Here is a 16012-nt window from a genome sequence, read left to right as displayed (position 1 = left end):
AAGTTTCGCGTATTATTTTTTTTCGAATAATATAAGATATTCCAATAATAGTGCAAGTTCATGAATTTCAGACTTCCAGAATATTTGTGCCCATTTTTTGTCTGCCAAAATTCTTGCGGCTGGATTGTCGAAAGGTGCGAATGGAGCTCCAATAAATGAATAGAAATCTTGGTTTTTGTTGGTTTCAATATTCATTTTTTCTCGTTTTTCACCAAATTTTTTAAGGGAAGTTTCAAGCAATATTTTATTCATAAAAACCTTCTCTTTTTTTATTAAATCCAAGGCGAGGCAAATCAATTGAGATTTTTTAGAATTTAAAAGTGGGTGAGAAAAATCACTCATAAAACGAGCATAGTGATAAATAATAAGGGTGGAATTTGCGTAATGTCTCGAGATTCGGAATGGTTGCGTTAGGATTAAATCCACAGACTTCGCAAGGTACTCAAGGGTATTTTTATCAATGGATTCTAAAGGTAAGTCATGATTGAAAAACAAATATAATAGATTTAACAAAGCACAAACATCCTGTTCTTTGGGCATGTTTTTGCCAAACCAAGTATTGTATATTTCAACACCATTTAGTTTGTCTTCATGCGTTTTACATTGTTTTTTTAGCCATAAGGTTTGTTCTTTTGTATTTTCTGCAGAAAGATATACCAAAGCCGTATCATCAATGTCATCTGGCAAACGGAAATGATCAAAACGCCCCATGAAAATGCCATTTGGGAAATGTTTGGATGGTTTGGTGCGGTAAAAATTAAAGGTTTCTAGTCCGTCTTTGTTTTGGTATAAATGAAATTTCGAAAGAATATTTTTTTCTATTTCTTTAAAAACTAGCATTTGTTCTTTTGTAAAAAAAAAGCTGTTTTGTTTTAGTAAAAATAATGTAGAAGCCAAGGCAAAAACATTGTCATCGGCTCTTTTGTAAGCCCAAAGGTCATTTTTTCGAACTGAAATTGTGGATTTTCCAGCATCTGCTTCGATTAGTTTTTTAGCAATTTCCGAAATTATTCCACTTATCATTTTTTAAACCTACTTATCGTTTTTATATTTGTAATTAGAATTTATACAAAATTAACATAATACGATGGAAGTATCTGGAAATATTAAAGTAATAAACCCTGAGCAGCAAGTAAGTGCCTCATTCAAAAAGAGAGAATTGGTAGTGACTACCGAAGAAACTTATCCTCAGCATATCATCATTGAGTTTACGCAAGACAAATGTGATTTATTGAACAATTACGCCATAGGTGATGCTGTGAAAGTTTCGATAAACTTGAGAGGTAGAGAGTGGGTAAACCCACAAGGTGAAACCAGGTATTTCAACAGTATACAAGGATGGAGAATAGAGAAAGAAAGTGGAGCTACTTCAGCTCCTGCGGCCTCAGCAGCTCCAGCTACTCCAGCACCAATTCCAGCAGCATTAGAAGGAGAAGATGATTTGCCGTTTTAATATTTGAGGAAAGATATAATTTTGAATGAAAGGCATGCTGAAAAGTGTGTCTTTTTTTTGTACTATTAATCCGTTAGCACCAGTTCTAAAGCCAAATTATTAAATTTCCCTTTGTAATCCTTGATATCTGCTGAAAATTTGACTTGCTTATGCCAAGCAGAGTTTTTTAAATAGGTCCATCCAAAATTTTCTTTTTCCATCCTCCCACCAAACCATGGTGAATATTCAGTTTTTTGCATTTTTTCTTTTTTTCCTTTTTCATAGTATTGATAAACGAATTTATTTTGCTCAATAATTAGCCATTCTGCTCCAACGAACAAGCCCGTTTCTGGGAATTTGATATTTAAATTTTCCACATAGATTTCAGTGATTTTTTTACCTTTTTCACAAGTTCCAACAATATTTTGATTGTAATAGAATTCAGAAGGTTCGCCTCTTTCGTTTGGTGAGTATAGTCTTATATTAAATATGGAATTTTTTATTTCACTCCGAGTAACTATTTTTATCGATTTTATAAATCTCGTGGTGGAAATTGATTCGGAGTAAGGTATAAACTTGGCCGTTATTTGAGGTAAACCACGATTGGCAAAAAAAGCATCTACCTTTTTTTTATTAATTTTTCCTATGGTTTTAGAATTTTTGTTTTTCCTTGGTTTTATTATAATTTCAGCCAAATTAATTGCCTGTTGCTCAAGACATATAGATTTTGTGAAATTTTCAGTTTTGATTTTCAGTATTTTATAGCCAACTGCAGAAAATATTACAACATCATCTGTTTTTAAAATTGGCAAAATAAATTCTCCTTTTTCATTAGCTGAGATTCCTATGTTTTGGTTTTCAACTCCGATATTAACATAAGGAATCGGTTCCATAGTTTTAGAATCTTTGACAACTCCTGAGATTTGTGCCAAAGATATTTGTGCGAAAAAAAGTAGATAAATTGCCTTCATTTGTGGGTGAACTTTTGGAATATAGTTTCCTCAGAAAACGATTATATTGTTTAAAAATTATGCTTTAGAATTTCTTTCAAAAAGCAAAAAAGCCAACACGTAATGTATTGACTCTTAAGTCGGTCTTAACATCAGTGCTGACCTAAATCAATTTATTATTATCTCTTATGCAGGAAACGACTTAGAAATATCTGTAAAGTCTCTTGATTTTAATGAAGCTCCGCCTACAAGTCCACCGTCAACATCAGGTTGAGAGAACAATTCCACGGCATTGCCAGCACCTACACTTCCACCGTAAAGGATAGAAATTTCATCCGCTACAGTTTGTCCGTACTTGCTTGCCAAGTGATCACGTAAAACTTTGTGCATCTCTTGAGCTTGAGCTGAAGATGCTGTTACGCCAGTTCCGATAGCCCAAATTGGTTCGTAAGCGATAACAACTTTTTGCAAAGCCTCTGCTGAAAGATGGAAAAGACTATTGGTCAATTGACCACATACAAAGTCAAAGTGAATACCTGCTTCACGTTGTGCCAAAGTTTCACCACAACAGAAGATTGGCGTCAATCCTTCAGCCAAAATAGCATCTACTTTTTCTGCTATAAATGCATCAGACTCTAAGAAATACTCACGACGCTCTGAGTGACCGATGATGATGTAAGTCACTCCAACGGACTTCAACATTGACACAGAAACTTCACCTGTGTATGCTCCAGAAGGCTTTGGATGACAGTTTTGTGCAGCCAAAGCTACTTTTGGCGTATTTATAAGTTTGCTAAAAGAACTTAAATAAGGGAAAGGAACACCCAAAACCACCTGAACGTTTGGATTTGTAAGTTCGTCACCAACCATATTTACTACTTCTGATAAAAGGATTTGGCCTTCTTCAAAAGTTTTGTTCATTTTCCAGTTACCTGCCGCGTATTTTTTTCTCATTGTTTTTGCTAACGTTATATTTCAAAAATTACGCAAAGATAGTTTATTAACATTTAAAGGCATACAAGTGATTTGAAAAACTAAAAGAAGACTTCGAAAAGGCCAATAATTAAATTATAATTTTAAAATATTTTAACATTTGTGGGCTAAACCTTATGCAAATGGAACTGTCAAAGCCGGATAACAAATAAAAAATACAATTATGAAAAAGTTAATTTTGTCTTTGGCCCTTATTTCTGCTTTATCAGTTGGTGCTTTTGCCCAAAAAAGTGGAAACGAAGTTGGCAAGCGAGACTTTAATCCTGAAAAAATGGCTGAAAAGCGAAGCGAGAGACTTAAGGCAGATTTGAAATTGACAGACGAGCAGTTTGCGGCTGTTGCCAAGCTCAACAAAGAGTCGGTAGCCAATCGTGAGGCTGAACGTATAGAAATGAAAGCCAAACATGAGGCAAAAAAACTTGCCTACAAAAACGAAATGAAAAAGATATTGACTCCAGAGCAATACAAGACTTTCGAAGAAAAAATGGCCACCAACGATGCCAAAAGAAAAGAAGGAATGAAGAAAGGAAGACACGGAAATCATGGCGGTCCTCACCATGGTGGGCGAACAGAAAACAAAGGGTAAAAATCAAAAAGGTCAACGCAATCGTTGACCTTTTTTGTGAACTTTAATTCAAAGTTTCTAATTTTCATTAACCAATTAACCTCCCGATAGCAATCGGGAAACCAATTAACCAATTAACCTCCCGATAGCAACTGGGAAACCAATTTATTCAATAACCATATTGTGATAAACGTTTTGCACGTCATCATCTTCGTCTAATTTTTCAAGTAATTTATCAAGGTCAGCGGCATCAGCTTCGCTTAATTTTTTAGTGTCTGTCGGAATTCTTTCAAAGTCAGCATGTACCAATTCAAAGCCTTTTTCTTCTAAGAATTTCTGAATGGCACCATAAGAAGTGAATTCTCCGTAGATGTTGATTTGGTCATGTTCTTCATCTAAAAACACATCGTCTGCACCAAAATCTATCAATTCAAACTCTAGTTCTTCTAAGTCGATATTAGGCGTGTTGGCTATTTTAAAGATGCATTTTCTTTCAAAAATAAAATCCAACATACCGTTTGTTCCAAGGTTTCCGTTACATTTTGTGAAATAGCTACGCACATTGGCTACTGTTCGGTTGTTGTTGTCTGTGGTACATTCTACCAAAACCGCCACTCCGTGCATTCCATATCCTTCCAGTACCATTTCTTTGTAGTCTTCTTGGTCTTTCGAAGAAGCTTTTTTGATGGCGTTTTCCACATTAACCTTTGGCATGTTGGCTGCTTTGGCGTTTTGGATAACTGCCCTCAAACGTGAGTTGGTGCTTGGGTCTGGTCCGCCTGATTTCACGGCCATCACGATGTCCTTGCCTATACGTGTAAATACCTTGGCCATAGAGGACCAACGTTTCATTTTACGTGCTTTTCTAAATTCAAATGCTCTTCCCATAGATTTTCTGAAATTTCAAGCCGCAAAATTAGATAATTTAGGGTTTGAATCATAATAGCTGAAAGAAATTTCTTTGCAATGAAAAATCTTGTACTTTTTTTTTTGAAAATTTAAAAATATTCGCTGAAATTTAATTTCGATATTTTACTTTTAAGGCTCAATTCTAAAATTTAGTTTATGAAAAAAAGAGGCCTTCTTTTTCTAATATTTTTAATTATTCAAGTTTCCTCCATTGCACAGACAAACATCTTCAACTTATTTTCTAAAAAAACTATTAATAACATAAATTCTTTGGAATTGAAAACCTCCGTTAGCAGAATAAGTTCTGGACAGATATTGGCTTTAAATACTGAAATAAATAATCAATTGTATTCCCAAAAAGATTTTTATCAATTGGCCATTCCTACTAAAAATGGAGATTTGGTGCTTGAATTGGAACCAGCTACTATTACTTCACCAGATTTTAAGGTCATGACTCCTCAGGGGGAATATAAAATGGATTTACCAAGTTTTTACAGAGGAAAAATAAAAGGAGATCCTAAATCTTTTGTGAGTATTACTGTTACTAAAAACAGCGTGGAAGGCTTGATCCAAAACGATAAAATCAACCTTACATTAGGAAAAATAAAAAGCAATAAAGAAAATTTTCATATAGTTTATAATACCAACGAAATACAAAACAATACGCCAATTTGTGCTGGTGAGGTAATGAAACAAGTTGAGGTCTTGCCTGATGCTTCGAACAAACAGGTTTCGGTTAGTACTTGTAAAACAGTGGAAATATTTTTAGAGGCTGATTATCAGATGTATTTGGATTGGGGTAGTAACGCTACAACAGTTACCAATCAAATGACTTCCATTTTTAATAATGTGGCAACTTTGTATTTTAATGAAGGCGTCAGTATAGTGTTGTCTTCCTTATTTGTTTGGACTACTTCAGATCCTTATAGTTCAGCTACAACTACAAGTCAAAGTCTTGATTTATTGTATAATTATTGGCAAGGACAAGGCAATTCTTTTAATGGTGATATTGCCCATTTGGTTTCTACTAAAACCTTAGGAGGAGGAGTCGCTTATATTATCGGAGGTGACCCAGTATTTAATGGAATGTCTACAAGGGCAGTATTTTCAAACTGCTCAAAACAATATGCCAAAGGTTTAAGTGCAAATATCAAAAATAGTGTAACGAATATTCCCACCTTTTCTTGGAATGTGGAAGTTATAGCCCATGAATTAGGTCATAATTTTGGTTTACCACATACACATTCATGTGATTGGTCAGATGGAACAAATATTGGACCTATTGACAATTGTTATCCGAGTGAGGGGGGTTGTAGCCCAGGGCCTACACCTACTGCAGGGGGTACAATTATGAGTTATTGTCACCTCAGCAGTGTAGGCATTAATTTCGCAAATGGCTTTGGTGATTTGCCGGGAGCAAAGATGTTTGCTGAATTAGGTGCAGCAAATAGTTCATGTTTAACTGGTACATTTGTTCAAAAACCTACAGTTAGAGATACTGTTGTTTGTGCTTCAGGTTCACTCTCCCTTTTAGCATCCAACTGTGCTGGTACTGTTAAATGGTATTCATCACCTTTTGGTGGAAGTTCTATTGCAACTGGTTCTACTTTTAATACTCCAAACATTTCTTCAAATACAAATTATTATGTGAGTTGTACCCAAAATAGTTGTGAAAGCCGCAGGTCTAAACTTCAAGTTATAATTTTTTCTACCATTACTCCTTTGGGCAATTCTGAAGATGCTTGTGGAGAAAATGCTACATCAAATCTTTCTGCAAGTGGATGTTTTAATTTAATGTATAAATGGTACCCAACTGCTTCTGGCGGTGCCTCGTTGTTCACAGGGAAAGATTTTTTAGTTTCAGGAATTGTCGGTGATACAACATTCTATGTTGAATGCTCAAATTTAAATTGTGGTTCTACTTCTAGAATTCCAGTTTCCGTTACTTATACGCCATTGTGTCCAGTTTGTATACCTACTGGTTTAGATTGTACAGATTTTGATCAAATAGCTTCGATAAAAATAGATTCTAATAATGTAAATATTTTTTCTGTCATAAGAGATTGCTCAAATTCAGGTTTTGAGTTAATAGTCCCAGATCCAAGCTTAAATTTAGTTAGGGATTCAACGTATGTTCTTAAAATTGGTAATCCCGGCATTTGGGAAGATGGAGTAGTGGTGTGGATAGATTTCGACGATGATAATATTTTTGAAAATTCAGAGGTTGTTTTTAGTTTTTTTAACGGAAATCTCTGGAATGAAGTCCAAACAAACTTAGTCATTTCTAATACTGCAATTATTGGAAGCCATAGAATGAGAATAAAAACAATTTATGGCGGACTTTCGTCTGATCCATGTTCTGCAAGTGAAGGTCAAGGTTATGGAGAAATAGTTGACTTAATGATAAATGTTATTTGCCCAAATAGCGTAAGCTATCCATCTGTTTCACAATCTGCTGGCACATACAAAGTTTCAGATTTTATTAAGAGTCAAGCAAATGTAGCCTCAGGAACAACCTACCAAGCTGGGAAATACGTACAGTTAGATCCTGGTTTTCAGGCTGGAGGAAACGAGGTCTTTCATGCCAAAATAGCTGGTTGTCAGTGATTTTGACTTTTGTAAGGAAGTGAACTTATTAGATTACTAACCGACCGAGAAGCCAAGTCTTGCGGAGAGTCCATTCTGTTGCTAACATCTGTAAATGTCGTATTTTGCCAAACTAAGCCAGCAGTTTCTGCGTCCCAAAGTTGCATCATGGTATTCATGCCGTTTCTTGCCATAAAGTTTCGCATGGAGTATTGCATTTGGGTTTCACCCCAAATTACAGCGTCAACGCCTAGCAATCGAGCAAGTTTTCCTTTGTCAATACTTTGTAATTCTGAGAAACGAATATTCTCTCGTTGTAAAGCTTTATTGGTAGTTAGAAAATCTTGAACAGTAAACCCAAAATGTTTTTTTTCTGCCCTTTTGCTTAGTATTCCAAAGCATTGCTTTTGCAAATCTAGGCCAGCTACTCTCTCTTGCTCTGGCCAGTTTCCTTGGGATCTTCCTCTGCTCATTGCTTTGTATTCATCGCTGAATATTACTTTAAAAGGTAAAACGGCTACGCGATGATGCATTTGCACTATTGAATTTCCATTTTCGGAAATTGTCGCTTGATTCGTTTTGCACGAAAAAACCATAAATACAAATATGCCTAAGAATATAAAACGCTTTGTTAAATTCATTTTTTTTGATAAAATCTTAGCCTCTAAACGAAAAAAAAGAAATTTTATTCAGTCATTTTCAAAACCATTTTGCCCGTGTTTTCACCTGCAAATAATTTTCCTAATACACTAGGGAAAGCCTTTACGCCACCTTCTTCAATATGGAAATTGGCATTAAGTTTACCTTCTTTTATCCATTTCGCCATTTGTGCTACAGCCACTCCGTAGTTTGCTGCATTGTCAAATACCACTATGCCTTCCATTCTTGCTCTGTTTACCAAAAGCGATAGATAATTTTTTGGTCCTTCGCGTTGGGTTGAATTATATTGTGAAATAGCCCCACAAATTACAATACGTGCTTTTTTATTAATAAGCGTCAAAACGGTGTCTAAAATTTCGCCGCCTACATTGTCAAAATATACATCTACGCCTGCTGGACAAGCTTCTTTTAAGTTTTTCCATAAACTAGCAGCCTTGTAATCTATACATGCATCAAAGCCTAATTCGTTTACCACATAATCACATTTGTCTTGCCCGCCAGCTATGCCTACGACTCTGCAACCTTTAATTTTGGCTATTTGTCCAACCACACTTCCAACAGCTCCTGCTGCTCCCGAAACCACCACTGTTTCACCTTCCTGAGGCATTCCTGTGTCTAATAAGCCAAAATATGCCGTCAATCCAGACATACCTAATGTGCCTAAATATGCTGGTAGAGGAAAGATATTTGGGTCAACTTTTACAAAATCTTTGCCTTCAGATATAGCATATTGCTGCACACCCAAAGCAGAACTTACATGATCTCCCACATTATATTTCTCGTTTTTTGAGGCTATAACTTCCCCAATGCCCAAGGCTCGCATTACCTCACCTAATTCAACTGGCTTTATATAGCTTTTTCCTTCATTCATCCAACCTCTCATAGCTGGGTCAATAGAAAGGTATTCTGTTTTTACTAAAACTTCATTTTCATTAAGTTCAGGAAGCTCAACAGTTTCCAATTTCCAGCACTCATCGCTTGGAGTTCCTACAGGTCTTTGGTTAAGAAGTATTCGGGTATTTTGCATTTTTTTCTTTGAATTATTATGCAAGCATACTAAAATTTCCTGAGAAAAACAGATTAAGTGTTAAATTCTCTTTTTTCTATAAATATTTTGAATAAAGATTTTTGAAAAAAGAAATAAATTAATATCTTTGCAGCCCGATTTAGAAAAAGATAATATTTTATAATAATGGCAAAGAAAGGAAATAGAGTTCAGGTTATATTGGAATGTACTGAGCATAAAACTACAGGACAGCCAGGAATGTCAAGATACATTACTACCAAAAATCGTAAGAATACTACGACACGTTTGGAAATGAAAAAGTACAATCCTGTTTTGAGAAAAGTAACTGTACACAAAGAAATCAAGTAATTTGTTTGAATTATGGCCGTGGCCAAAGTCGAACATCAAACATTTAACATAAAAATACAATGGCAAAGAAAGTAGTTGCAACCCTAAGGGATAAATCAGCGTTGAAGAGTTTTGCGAAAGTTATCAAAGCCGTAAAATCTGACAAAACTGGTGCTTATACGTTTAAAGAAGAGATGGTTGCTGTAGACAACATCGCTGAAGCTTTAAAGTAATAAGTTTTCAAAAATATTTGTAAAAGCCTTGCCGGTTCGGTTAAGGCTTTTTGTTTTGTATGAGAATTTGAGTTTTGAATTTTTTAGAACTAAGTGGTGAGTACTGAGTATTGAGTATTGATAACTTAGTTTAATTCTCTAGTTTTTAGTAATATTCGTCAGGCTTTAGACTTACCTATTAAAGTTAACAGAATTTGATTTTTATTTTAATTTATATTTTTTGATACCTAAGGTTTTTGAACATATCGTAAAAGTCGTTGCGTCTGATATAGATGAGTTAAATCATGTGAATAATGTGGTGTATTTCAACTATTTACAGCAAGCTGCTATGGCCCATTGGTATTCTAATGTTCCAACCGAACTTTCTGATAGTATGCGTTGGGTAGTGAAAAAGCACGAAATTGAATACTTCAAACCAGCGGTTTTGAATGACCAAATTATAGTGAAAACTTGGGTTGAAAACTTCTCAGGTGTAACTTCGGACCGACACTACGAAATCTACAAAAACGAAATATTACTTGTAAAAGCTCGCACGCTTTGGGTAGCACTTGACCCAGTTTCCATGAGACCAAAAAGAGTTCCTGCAGATTTATGGGAATGCTATTTTGCTAAATAGAAATTAGCTTATTAGTTTCTAAATATTTAGTTGTTTTCTCAATTATTTCCTCTTCATTTTTATTAGAGAAATATTAAATGTCTTCTGTACGGATATTTTTGATAAATTTGCATACATTAATTTTTGCGATGGGCTTATTTGATTTTTTTAGTAAGGAAAAAAAAGAAACACTCGACAAAGGACTCGAGAAATCTAAATCTAGTATTTTCGACAAAATCTCTAAGGCAATAGTTGGGAAATCAACTGTTGACGAAGAAGTTTTGGATGAATTAGAAGAAATTTTGATTAGTTCAGATGTTGGTGTTGATACTACTATTAAAATCATCAAGCGAATTGAGGCCCGAGTAGCTAGAGATAAGTTTACAAGCACTTCAGAGTTGGATGTTATTTTGCGTGAGGAAATAGCGGAACTTTTGCAAGAAAACAATTCTGAGGATGTACAGAATAGTTTTGAGACTGAGAATTTACCGAAGCCTTACGTTTTGATGGTAGTTGGTGTGAATGGTGTCGGTAAAACTACGACCATCGGAAAGCTAGCTTATAATTTTCAGAAAAACGGTAAAAAAGTAGTACTTGGAGCGGCTGACACATTTAGAGCTGCAGCTGTGGATCAATTGAAACTTTGGGGAACAAGAGTAGGCGTGGAGGTTATAGATCATGGAATGAATACCGACCCCTCTTCTGTAGCTTATGATGCTATAAAAGTCGGTGTTGAAAAAGGTGCAGATGTTATCATAATCGATACTGCAGGTAGGTTACACACAAAAGTAAACCTTATGAACGAATTGGGTAAAATAAAGCGTGTAATGCAAAAAATATTGCCTGAGGCTCCTCACGAAGTAATGTTGGTTTTGGATGGAAGTACAGGCCAAAATGCGGTGATTCAGGCCAGAGAATTTACTAAAGTTACGGAGGTTAATTCACTTACTATTACCAAATTAGATGGAACTGCCAAAGGTGGAGTTGTGATCGGAATTTCTGAAGAATTTAAGATTCCAGTGAAATACATAGGTGTAGGCGAAAAGATGGAAGATTTGCAAGTTTTCAACAAAATGGCCTTTGTGGATTCGCTGTTTAAAAAGTAATTTTTCAGAAAAGTTTATGAAATCAAAGCCCTCCTAAATCTATTTTAAGAGGGCTTTTGTTATTTTTTAAAAGTAAATAATTGACTCAAATAATCAGATTCTTTGAAGACATTGTCCCAAGAATTGTGGTTTATGCCTGGATATTCTTTATAAACAACATCGTACTTTTTCGCTTTCATTAATTCTGTAATTTCCCTAGAATGCCTAACTGGAACTACTCCGTCCACATCGCCATGGTATATTCTGAATGGGATTTTTGTTTTTAGCTTTTCATAAGATTTTAAGTCTGCCCCACCACAGATTGGAGCTGCTGCTGCAAATAGTTTTGGATAGCGAAAAACAGCCTCGAAAGTACCCATCCCACCCATAGAAAGTCCGGTTATATAAACTCTCTTTTTATCGGCTTTCTTCGATTTTACAAAGTCTTTCACCAATTCTACTGCGGCGTGCAAGGCTTTGGTTTCATCGTAATTATAATTGAAGTCTAAATCTAATGGATATTTTGCTCTGCTAAATTTCACTGAAGCCCAATAGTCTTCTTTTGGACACTGCGGTAAAATTACGATAGCAGGCGTTTTTTTGACAAAATCCAATAATACGGTTGAGCCATGGGTTAATTGAGCAGTATTGTCATCTCCTCTTTCACCAGCACCGTGCAAAAATAATAATATTGGATATTTTACTTTCGCATCATAATTTTCAGGTAAAAGTAGTCGGTATTTTAAGTTTGTGCCTTTAGAATCCACAAAAGCTTTGGCTTCGAACCTTTCATTTTGAGCATTTACTAAAAATGTATAAAGAGAAAACAAGACTAAAATAAAGGTCTTTTTCATAGTGAGGTATTAAAACTTGATTTGCTTAGGTTGAAATTTTTAGATTAATCAAAAATAGATGGAAAATGTACATATTCAAAGGATATTGATATTTTAAGTGCTTTAAGTTTTTAGAAAATAGCAAATAAAAAACCTCATCCATTGCTGAATGAGGTGCCTTATTGATGAAGTGTAAGTATTATTCAAAAGTTTTAAGTGTATTTATAATTATCGAAATCGACTCTCTGAGTTGAGTTTCGGAAATGACCAATGGTGGTGCAAAACGAATCTTATTGCCATGTGTTGGTTTAGCCAAAAGGCCATTTTCTTTAAGTTGTAAACAAATATTCCAGGCTAATTCTGAGTCTTCGCCAGTGTTTACTTCTATTGCATTAAGCAATCCCTTGCCTCTTACTAAGTTTACAATCTTGCTAGTTTCTATATATTTATTTAGTTCATCTCTAAAAATAGTCCCCAATAATTCTGCTTTTTCGGCTAACTTTTCATCCAAAACTACTTGGAGGGCTTCTTTAGCGACTTCACAAGCAAGCGGGTTTCCGCCATAGGTAGAGCCATGCTCGCCTGGTTTTATACATAGCATGATATCGTCGTCAGCCAACACGGCAGAGACTGGAAATACGCCCCCAGAAAGTGCCTTGCCTAAAATTACAATATCTGCTTTAACTTCTTCATGGTCAATGCAGAGCATTTTGCCAGTTCTGGCTATTCCTGTCTGTATTTCGTCCGCTATAAATAACACATTGGCTGCTTTGCAAAGTTTAGCTGCTTCTTTTAAATATCCAGCCTTTGGTACTTTTACGCCTGCTTCGCCTTGTATAGGTTCTACAATAAAACCAGCTACAAATGGGTCAGAAATGAGGGCGTTTTCTAAAGCTTCAATGTTGTCGTATTCGATGACATCAAAACCCGGCAAAAAAGGGCCAAAGCCAACTCTACTACTAGGATCTACCGAGGCAGATATTACGCCCAGTGTTCTTCCGTGGAAATTCTGACTTGCAAAAAGTATCTTTGCTTTGCCTTCGGGAATGCCTTTTTTCATATATCCCCATTTTCTGCAAAGCTTCAGAGACGTTTCTACGGCTTCTACGCCTGTATTCATCATCAATACTTTGTCATACCCAAAAAGATCTGTGATGTATTTTTCAAATTCCCCTAATGAAGTACTATGAAATGCCCTTGAAGTTAGGGTCAATTTTTGAGCTTGGTCAGTTAAAGCTTTGATGATTCTTGGATGGCAATGTCCTTGATTGACAGCAGAATACGCTGAAAGATAATCGAAATAACGCTTGCCTTCTACGTCCCAAACAAATGGTCCATCGCCTCTTTCTAATACTACGGGCAGGGGATGATAATTGTGAGCCCCGTGGTTTTCTTCTAAGGCAATATAATGTTCGGTTTTTGTTTGTTCAGCTATCATATTCATCAAATTTTCAACAAAAAAATGAATATTGCTTTTTTTATGCAATTAGTAAGTTATATTTTTTTTATTTTTGAAAATGAAGTTTATTCTTACTAAAAAAGTTAAAGAAAAAGAAATTATTAAATGTTATTGAAATGGAATTAGATGAATATGATAGGCTGATATTGAAAGAGTTAGAAAAAGATGGGCGGAAACCATTTTCGGATATTTCTAAAAAATTGGAAATATCAAATACTATGGTGCATCAACGTGTAAACCGAATGAAGGCCGGTGGCTTAATTAAAAAAATGGCTTTAGAGCTAGACGAACGCAAAATGGGCTATGAATGGAGTGCTTTTACAGGGATTATTCTTAAAGAAGATTCTAATTCTGAAATAATTATAGAAGCTTTAAAAGATATTCCTGAAGTAGTGGAGTGCTATTATATCACTGGTCAATATACGCTTTATATTAGGATAGTAGCAAAAAATAGTGAGCACATGCGAAGTGTGTTGTATGAAAAAATTGACCATATTCCTGGAGTACTAAAAACTGAATCTTTGATAGATTTTGGAAGGGCTTTTAAAAGAAATGTGCCGATAGATTAAGCCATTTTCCATAAAAAAAATTACTTTTGTGCTTAATTTCATCAATAAGACATGCCAAAAAAGATTTTTCTTGATAACGCCGCCACCACGCCATTAGATCCCGATGTGTTTGAAACTATGCTTCCTTTTTTTAAGGAACACTTCGGAAATCCTTCGTCTATTCATTCGCATGGGCGAAAAGTGAAGTCGGCTCTTGAAACGGCAAGAAAATCTGTGGCGGGTATTTTAAATACTTCTCCCGGTGAAATTTTCTTTACATCTGGTGGCACTGAGGCAGATAATACTGCTATTATTCAATCAATAGAAACTCTTGGTGCTAAGCATGCTATTACTTCACATTTAGAACATCATGCGGTTTTGCATACTTTAGAAAATCTTGAAAAGCAGGGTAAAATCGAGTTGACTTTTTTAGAAAATGATGCCAATGGCAATCTTGATTTAGATAGTTTGCCTAAAATTTTGGAAAACAAACCCAAAACTTTGATTTCCTTGATGCATGGCAATAACGAGATAGGTAATCTGCTGAATATTAAAAAAGTAGGAGGGATAGCGAGAGAATACAAAGCTATTTTTCATTCAGATACTGTACAAACAATGGGTCATTATGCCTTTGATTTGCAAGAATTACCTGTAGATTTTATAGTTGCTGGTGCTCATAAATTTCATGGACCAAAAGGCGTAGGTTTTTTATATATCAATGCCAATGCTAAGATAAATCCGCTCATTCATGGTGGGGCACAGGAAAGAAACATGCGTGGTGGTACCGAAAACATTTATGGGATAATCGGTTTAGCAAAAGCTTTGGAAATAGCTGTAAATGATATGGAGGCACATCAAAATCATATCAAAGGATTGAAAAGCAGAATGAAGGCTTCTCTTCAAGAAAAAATTTCAGGTATTACTTTCAATGGAGCCTCAGGTGATGTTAATAATAGCTTGTACACGGTCTTGAATGTTAGTTTTCCTCCGCATCCTGACAACGAGATGTTGTTGTTTAACCTAGACATAGAAGGAATATCGTGTTCTGGAGGAAGTGCCTGCTCGAGCGGAACTAATTTAGGTTCACATGTATTAAATGCCTTAAAGTCAGATCCAAATAGAGCAAATGTTCGTTTTTCATTTAGTAAATATTCTACTGTTGAAGAAGTTGATAGAACTGTTAGTGTTTTAGAAGGTTTGTTCGCGGAAAAGAGCTAATCAAGATCAGGATTTATTTTGGTTGGGATTTAAAAGCTTGAATCTCATTTGTTTAATGGTCGTCATTTCTTCATTTACTTCATGTTTCAAAAATAGACATCGTCCAATTTTTTAACATTAAGGAATTAAGATATTAAGGGCATGAAGAAGGTTTAAATAATCTTAGTTGTCTTCTTTTCTTCATTGTCTTCATTTTTCAAAAAAAGCGACATTCAATTTTTTAACATTAAGGAATTAAGATATTAAGGGCATGAAGAAGGTTTAAATAATCTTAGTTGTCTTCTTTTCTTCATTTTCTTCATTTTTCAAAAAAAGCACATTCCAATTTTTTAACATTAAGGAATTAAGATATTAAGGGCATGAAGAAGGTTTAAATAATCTTAGTTGTCTTCTTTTCTTCATTGTCTTCATTTTTCAAAAAAAGCGACATTCAATTTTTTAACATTAAGGAATTAAGATATTAAGGGCATGAAGAAGGTTTAAATAATCTTAATGGTCTTCATTTCTTCATTTTCTTCATGTTTCAAAAAAAAGGCTGCCAAGATATTTTTGGAGACTCAGCGAATAAATTATTAATTTTGAAGATGGAACA

General features: G+C 35.0%; 17 protein-coding genes. 9 read left to right on the top strand and 8 right to left on the bottom strand.

All coding sequences use genetic code 11. The features are described 5' to 3' along the window. Positions 1-12 precede the first annotated feature (12 nt). Positions 13-1023 (bottom strand): hypothetical protein, encoded by a 1011-nt coding sequence (locus EGI22_RS12920; RefSeq protein WP_255068882.1) that lies wholly within the window; start codon positions 1021-1023, stop codon positions 13-15. Between the two features lie 64 nt (positions 1024-1087). On the opposite strand from EGI22_RS12920, the gene EGI22_RS12915 reads away from it, so the two are divergent. After that, complete coding sequence (locus EGI22_RS12915; RefSeq protein WP_255068881.1) at positions 1088-1453, top strand: DUF3127 domain-containing protein; 366 nt, start codon at positions 1088-1090, stop codon at positions 1451-1453. A 65-nt stretch (positions 1454-1518) separates the two neighbouring features. Here EGI22_RS12915 and EGI22_RS12910 read toward each other — a convergent pair whose 3' ends face one another. Next, complete coding sequence (locus EGI22_RS12910; RefSeq protein ID WP_255068880.1) at positions 1519-2403, bottom strand: carboxypeptidase-like regulatory domain-containing protein; 885 nt, start codon at positions 2401-2403, stop codon at positions 1519-1521. Between the two features lie 165 nt (positions 2404-2568). After that, positions 2569-3336 carry a triose-phosphate isomerase gene (tpiA, locus tag EGI22_RS12905; protein WP_255068879.1) on the bottom strand — a complete coding sequence of 256 codons (768 nt, stop codon included), beginning with the start codon at positions 3334-3336 and terminating at the stop codon, positions 2569-2571. Between the two features lie 202 nt (positions 3337-3538). Here tpiA and EGI22_RS12900 point away from each other — a divergent pair, with 202 nt between their 5' ends. Beyond that, positions 3539-3961 (top strand): hypothetical protein, encoded by a 423-nt coding sequence (locus EGI22_RS12900; RefSeq protein WP_255068878.1) that lies wholly within the window; start codon positions 3539-3541, stop codon positions 3959-3961. A gap of 144 nt (positions 3962-4105) precedes the next feature. On the opposite strand, the gene EGI22_RS12895 is transcribed toward EGI22_RS12900, so the two are convergent. Continuing rightward, positions 4106-4828, bottom strand: a complete 723-nt coding sequence (locus EGI22_RS12895; protein ID WP_255068877.1) for a YebC/PmpR family DNA-binding transcriptional regulator — start codon at positions 4826-4828, stop codon at positions 4106-4108. Positions 4829-5005: 177 nt separating this feature from the next. Between EGI22_RS12895 and EGI22_RS12890 the strand changes: the two genes are divergently transcribed. Continuing rightward, entirely contained in the window at positions 5006-7456 is a 2451-nt protein-coding gene (locus tag EGI22_RS12890) for a M12 family metallo-peptidase (protein ID WP_255068876.1), read from the top strand. On the opposite strand, the gene EGI22_RS12885 is transcribed toward EGI22_RS12890, so the two are convergent. Further along, positions 7450-8076 carry a hypothetical protein gene (locus tag EGI22_RS12885; protein WP_255068875.1) on the bottom strand — a complete coding sequence of 209 codons (627 nt, stop codon included), beginning with the start codon at positions 8074-8076 and terminating at the stop codon, positions 7450-7452. The two genes, EGI22_RS12890 and EGI22_RS12885, sit on opposite strands and share 7 nt — an antisense overlap. A gap of 44 nt (positions 8077-8120) precedes the next feature. Continuing rightward, complete coding sequence (locus tag EGI22_RS12880) at positions 8121-9122, bottom strand: NADP-dependent oxidoreductase (RefSeq protein WP_255068874.1); 1002 nt, start codon at positions 9120-9122, stop codon at positions 8121-8123. A gap of 165 nt (positions 9123-9287) precedes the next feature. Between EGI22_RS12880 and rpmG the strand changes: the two genes are divergently transcribed. The 4 genes from rpmG (at position 9288) to ftsY (ending at position 11383) form a co-directional block, all read left to right on the top strand. Continuing rightward, on the top strand, positions 9288-9470 hold the full coding sequence (gene rpmG, locus EGI22_RS12875) for a 50S ribosomal protein L33 (protein ID WP_255068873.1): 183 nt from the start codon (positions 9288-9290) through the stop codon (positions 9468-9470). Between the two features lie 59 nt (positions 9471-9529). Next, positions 9530-9682 (top strand): DUF4295 domain-containing protein, encoded by a 153-nt coding sequence (locus tag EGI22_RS12870; RefSeq protein WP_255050040.1) that lies wholly within the window; start codon positions 9530-9532, stop codon positions 9680-9682. Between the two features lie 220 nt (positions 9683-9902). Then, on the top strand, positions 9903-10298 hold the full coding sequence (locus EGI22_RS12865; RefSeq protein ID WP_255068872.1) for a thioesterase family protein: 396 nt from the start codon (positions 9903-9905) through the stop codon (positions 10296-10298). Between the two features lie 128 nt (positions 10299-10426). Next, the gene (ftsY, locus tag EGI22_RS12860; protein WP_255068916.1) at positions 10427-11383 is read left to right on the top strand and encodes a signal recognition particle-docking protein FtsY; all 957 of its coding nucleotides are present in this window, start codon (positions 10427-10429) and stop codon (positions 11381-11383) included. 59 nt (positions 11384-11442) lie between these two features. Here the strand turns inward: ftsY and EGI22_RS12855 are convergent, their stop codons facing one another. Both EGI22_RS12855 and rocD read right to left on the bottom strand, forming a co-directional pair. Continuing rightward, the gene (locus EGI22_RS12855) at positions 11443-12216 is read right to left on the bottom strand and encodes a prolyl oligopeptidase family serine peptidase (RefSeq protein WP_255068871.1); all 774 of its coding nucleotides are present in this window, start codon (positions 12214-12216) and stop codon (positions 11443-11445) included. A 178-nt stretch (positions 12217-12394) separates the two neighbouring features. Next, the gene (gene rocD, locus EGI22_RS12850; RefSeq protein WP_255068870.1) at positions 12395-13633 is read right to left on the bottom strand and encodes an ornithine--oxo-acid transaminase; all 1239 of its coding nucleotides are present in this window, start codon (positions 13631-13633) and stop codon (positions 12395-12397) included. A 137-nt stretch (positions 13634-13770) separates the two neighbouring features. On the opposite strand from rocD, the gene EGI22_RS12845 reads away from it, so the two are divergent. Then, positions 13771-14223, top strand: coding sequence for an Lrp/AsnC family transcriptional regulator (locus tag EGI22_RS12845; RefSeq protein ID WP_255068869.1), 453 nt, complete (start codon positions 13771-13773; stop codon positions 14221-14223). A 51-nt stretch (positions 14224-14274) separates the two neighbouring features. Further along, on the top strand, positions 14275-15420 hold the full coding sequence (locus EGI22_RS12840; protein WP_255068868.1) for a cysteine desulfurase family protein: 1146 nt from the start codon (positions 14275-14277) through the stop codon (positions 15418-15420). Positions 15421-16012: the final 592 nt, after the last annotated feature.

Source organism: Lacihabitans sp. LS3-19, from assembly GCF_024343575.1.
GTDB lineage: Bacteria > Bacteroidota > Bacteroidia > Cytophagales > Spirosomataceae > Leadbetterella.
Note: the sequence above shows the minus strand (reverse complement) of the source record. Positions and strands in the feature narration are given on the sequence as shown.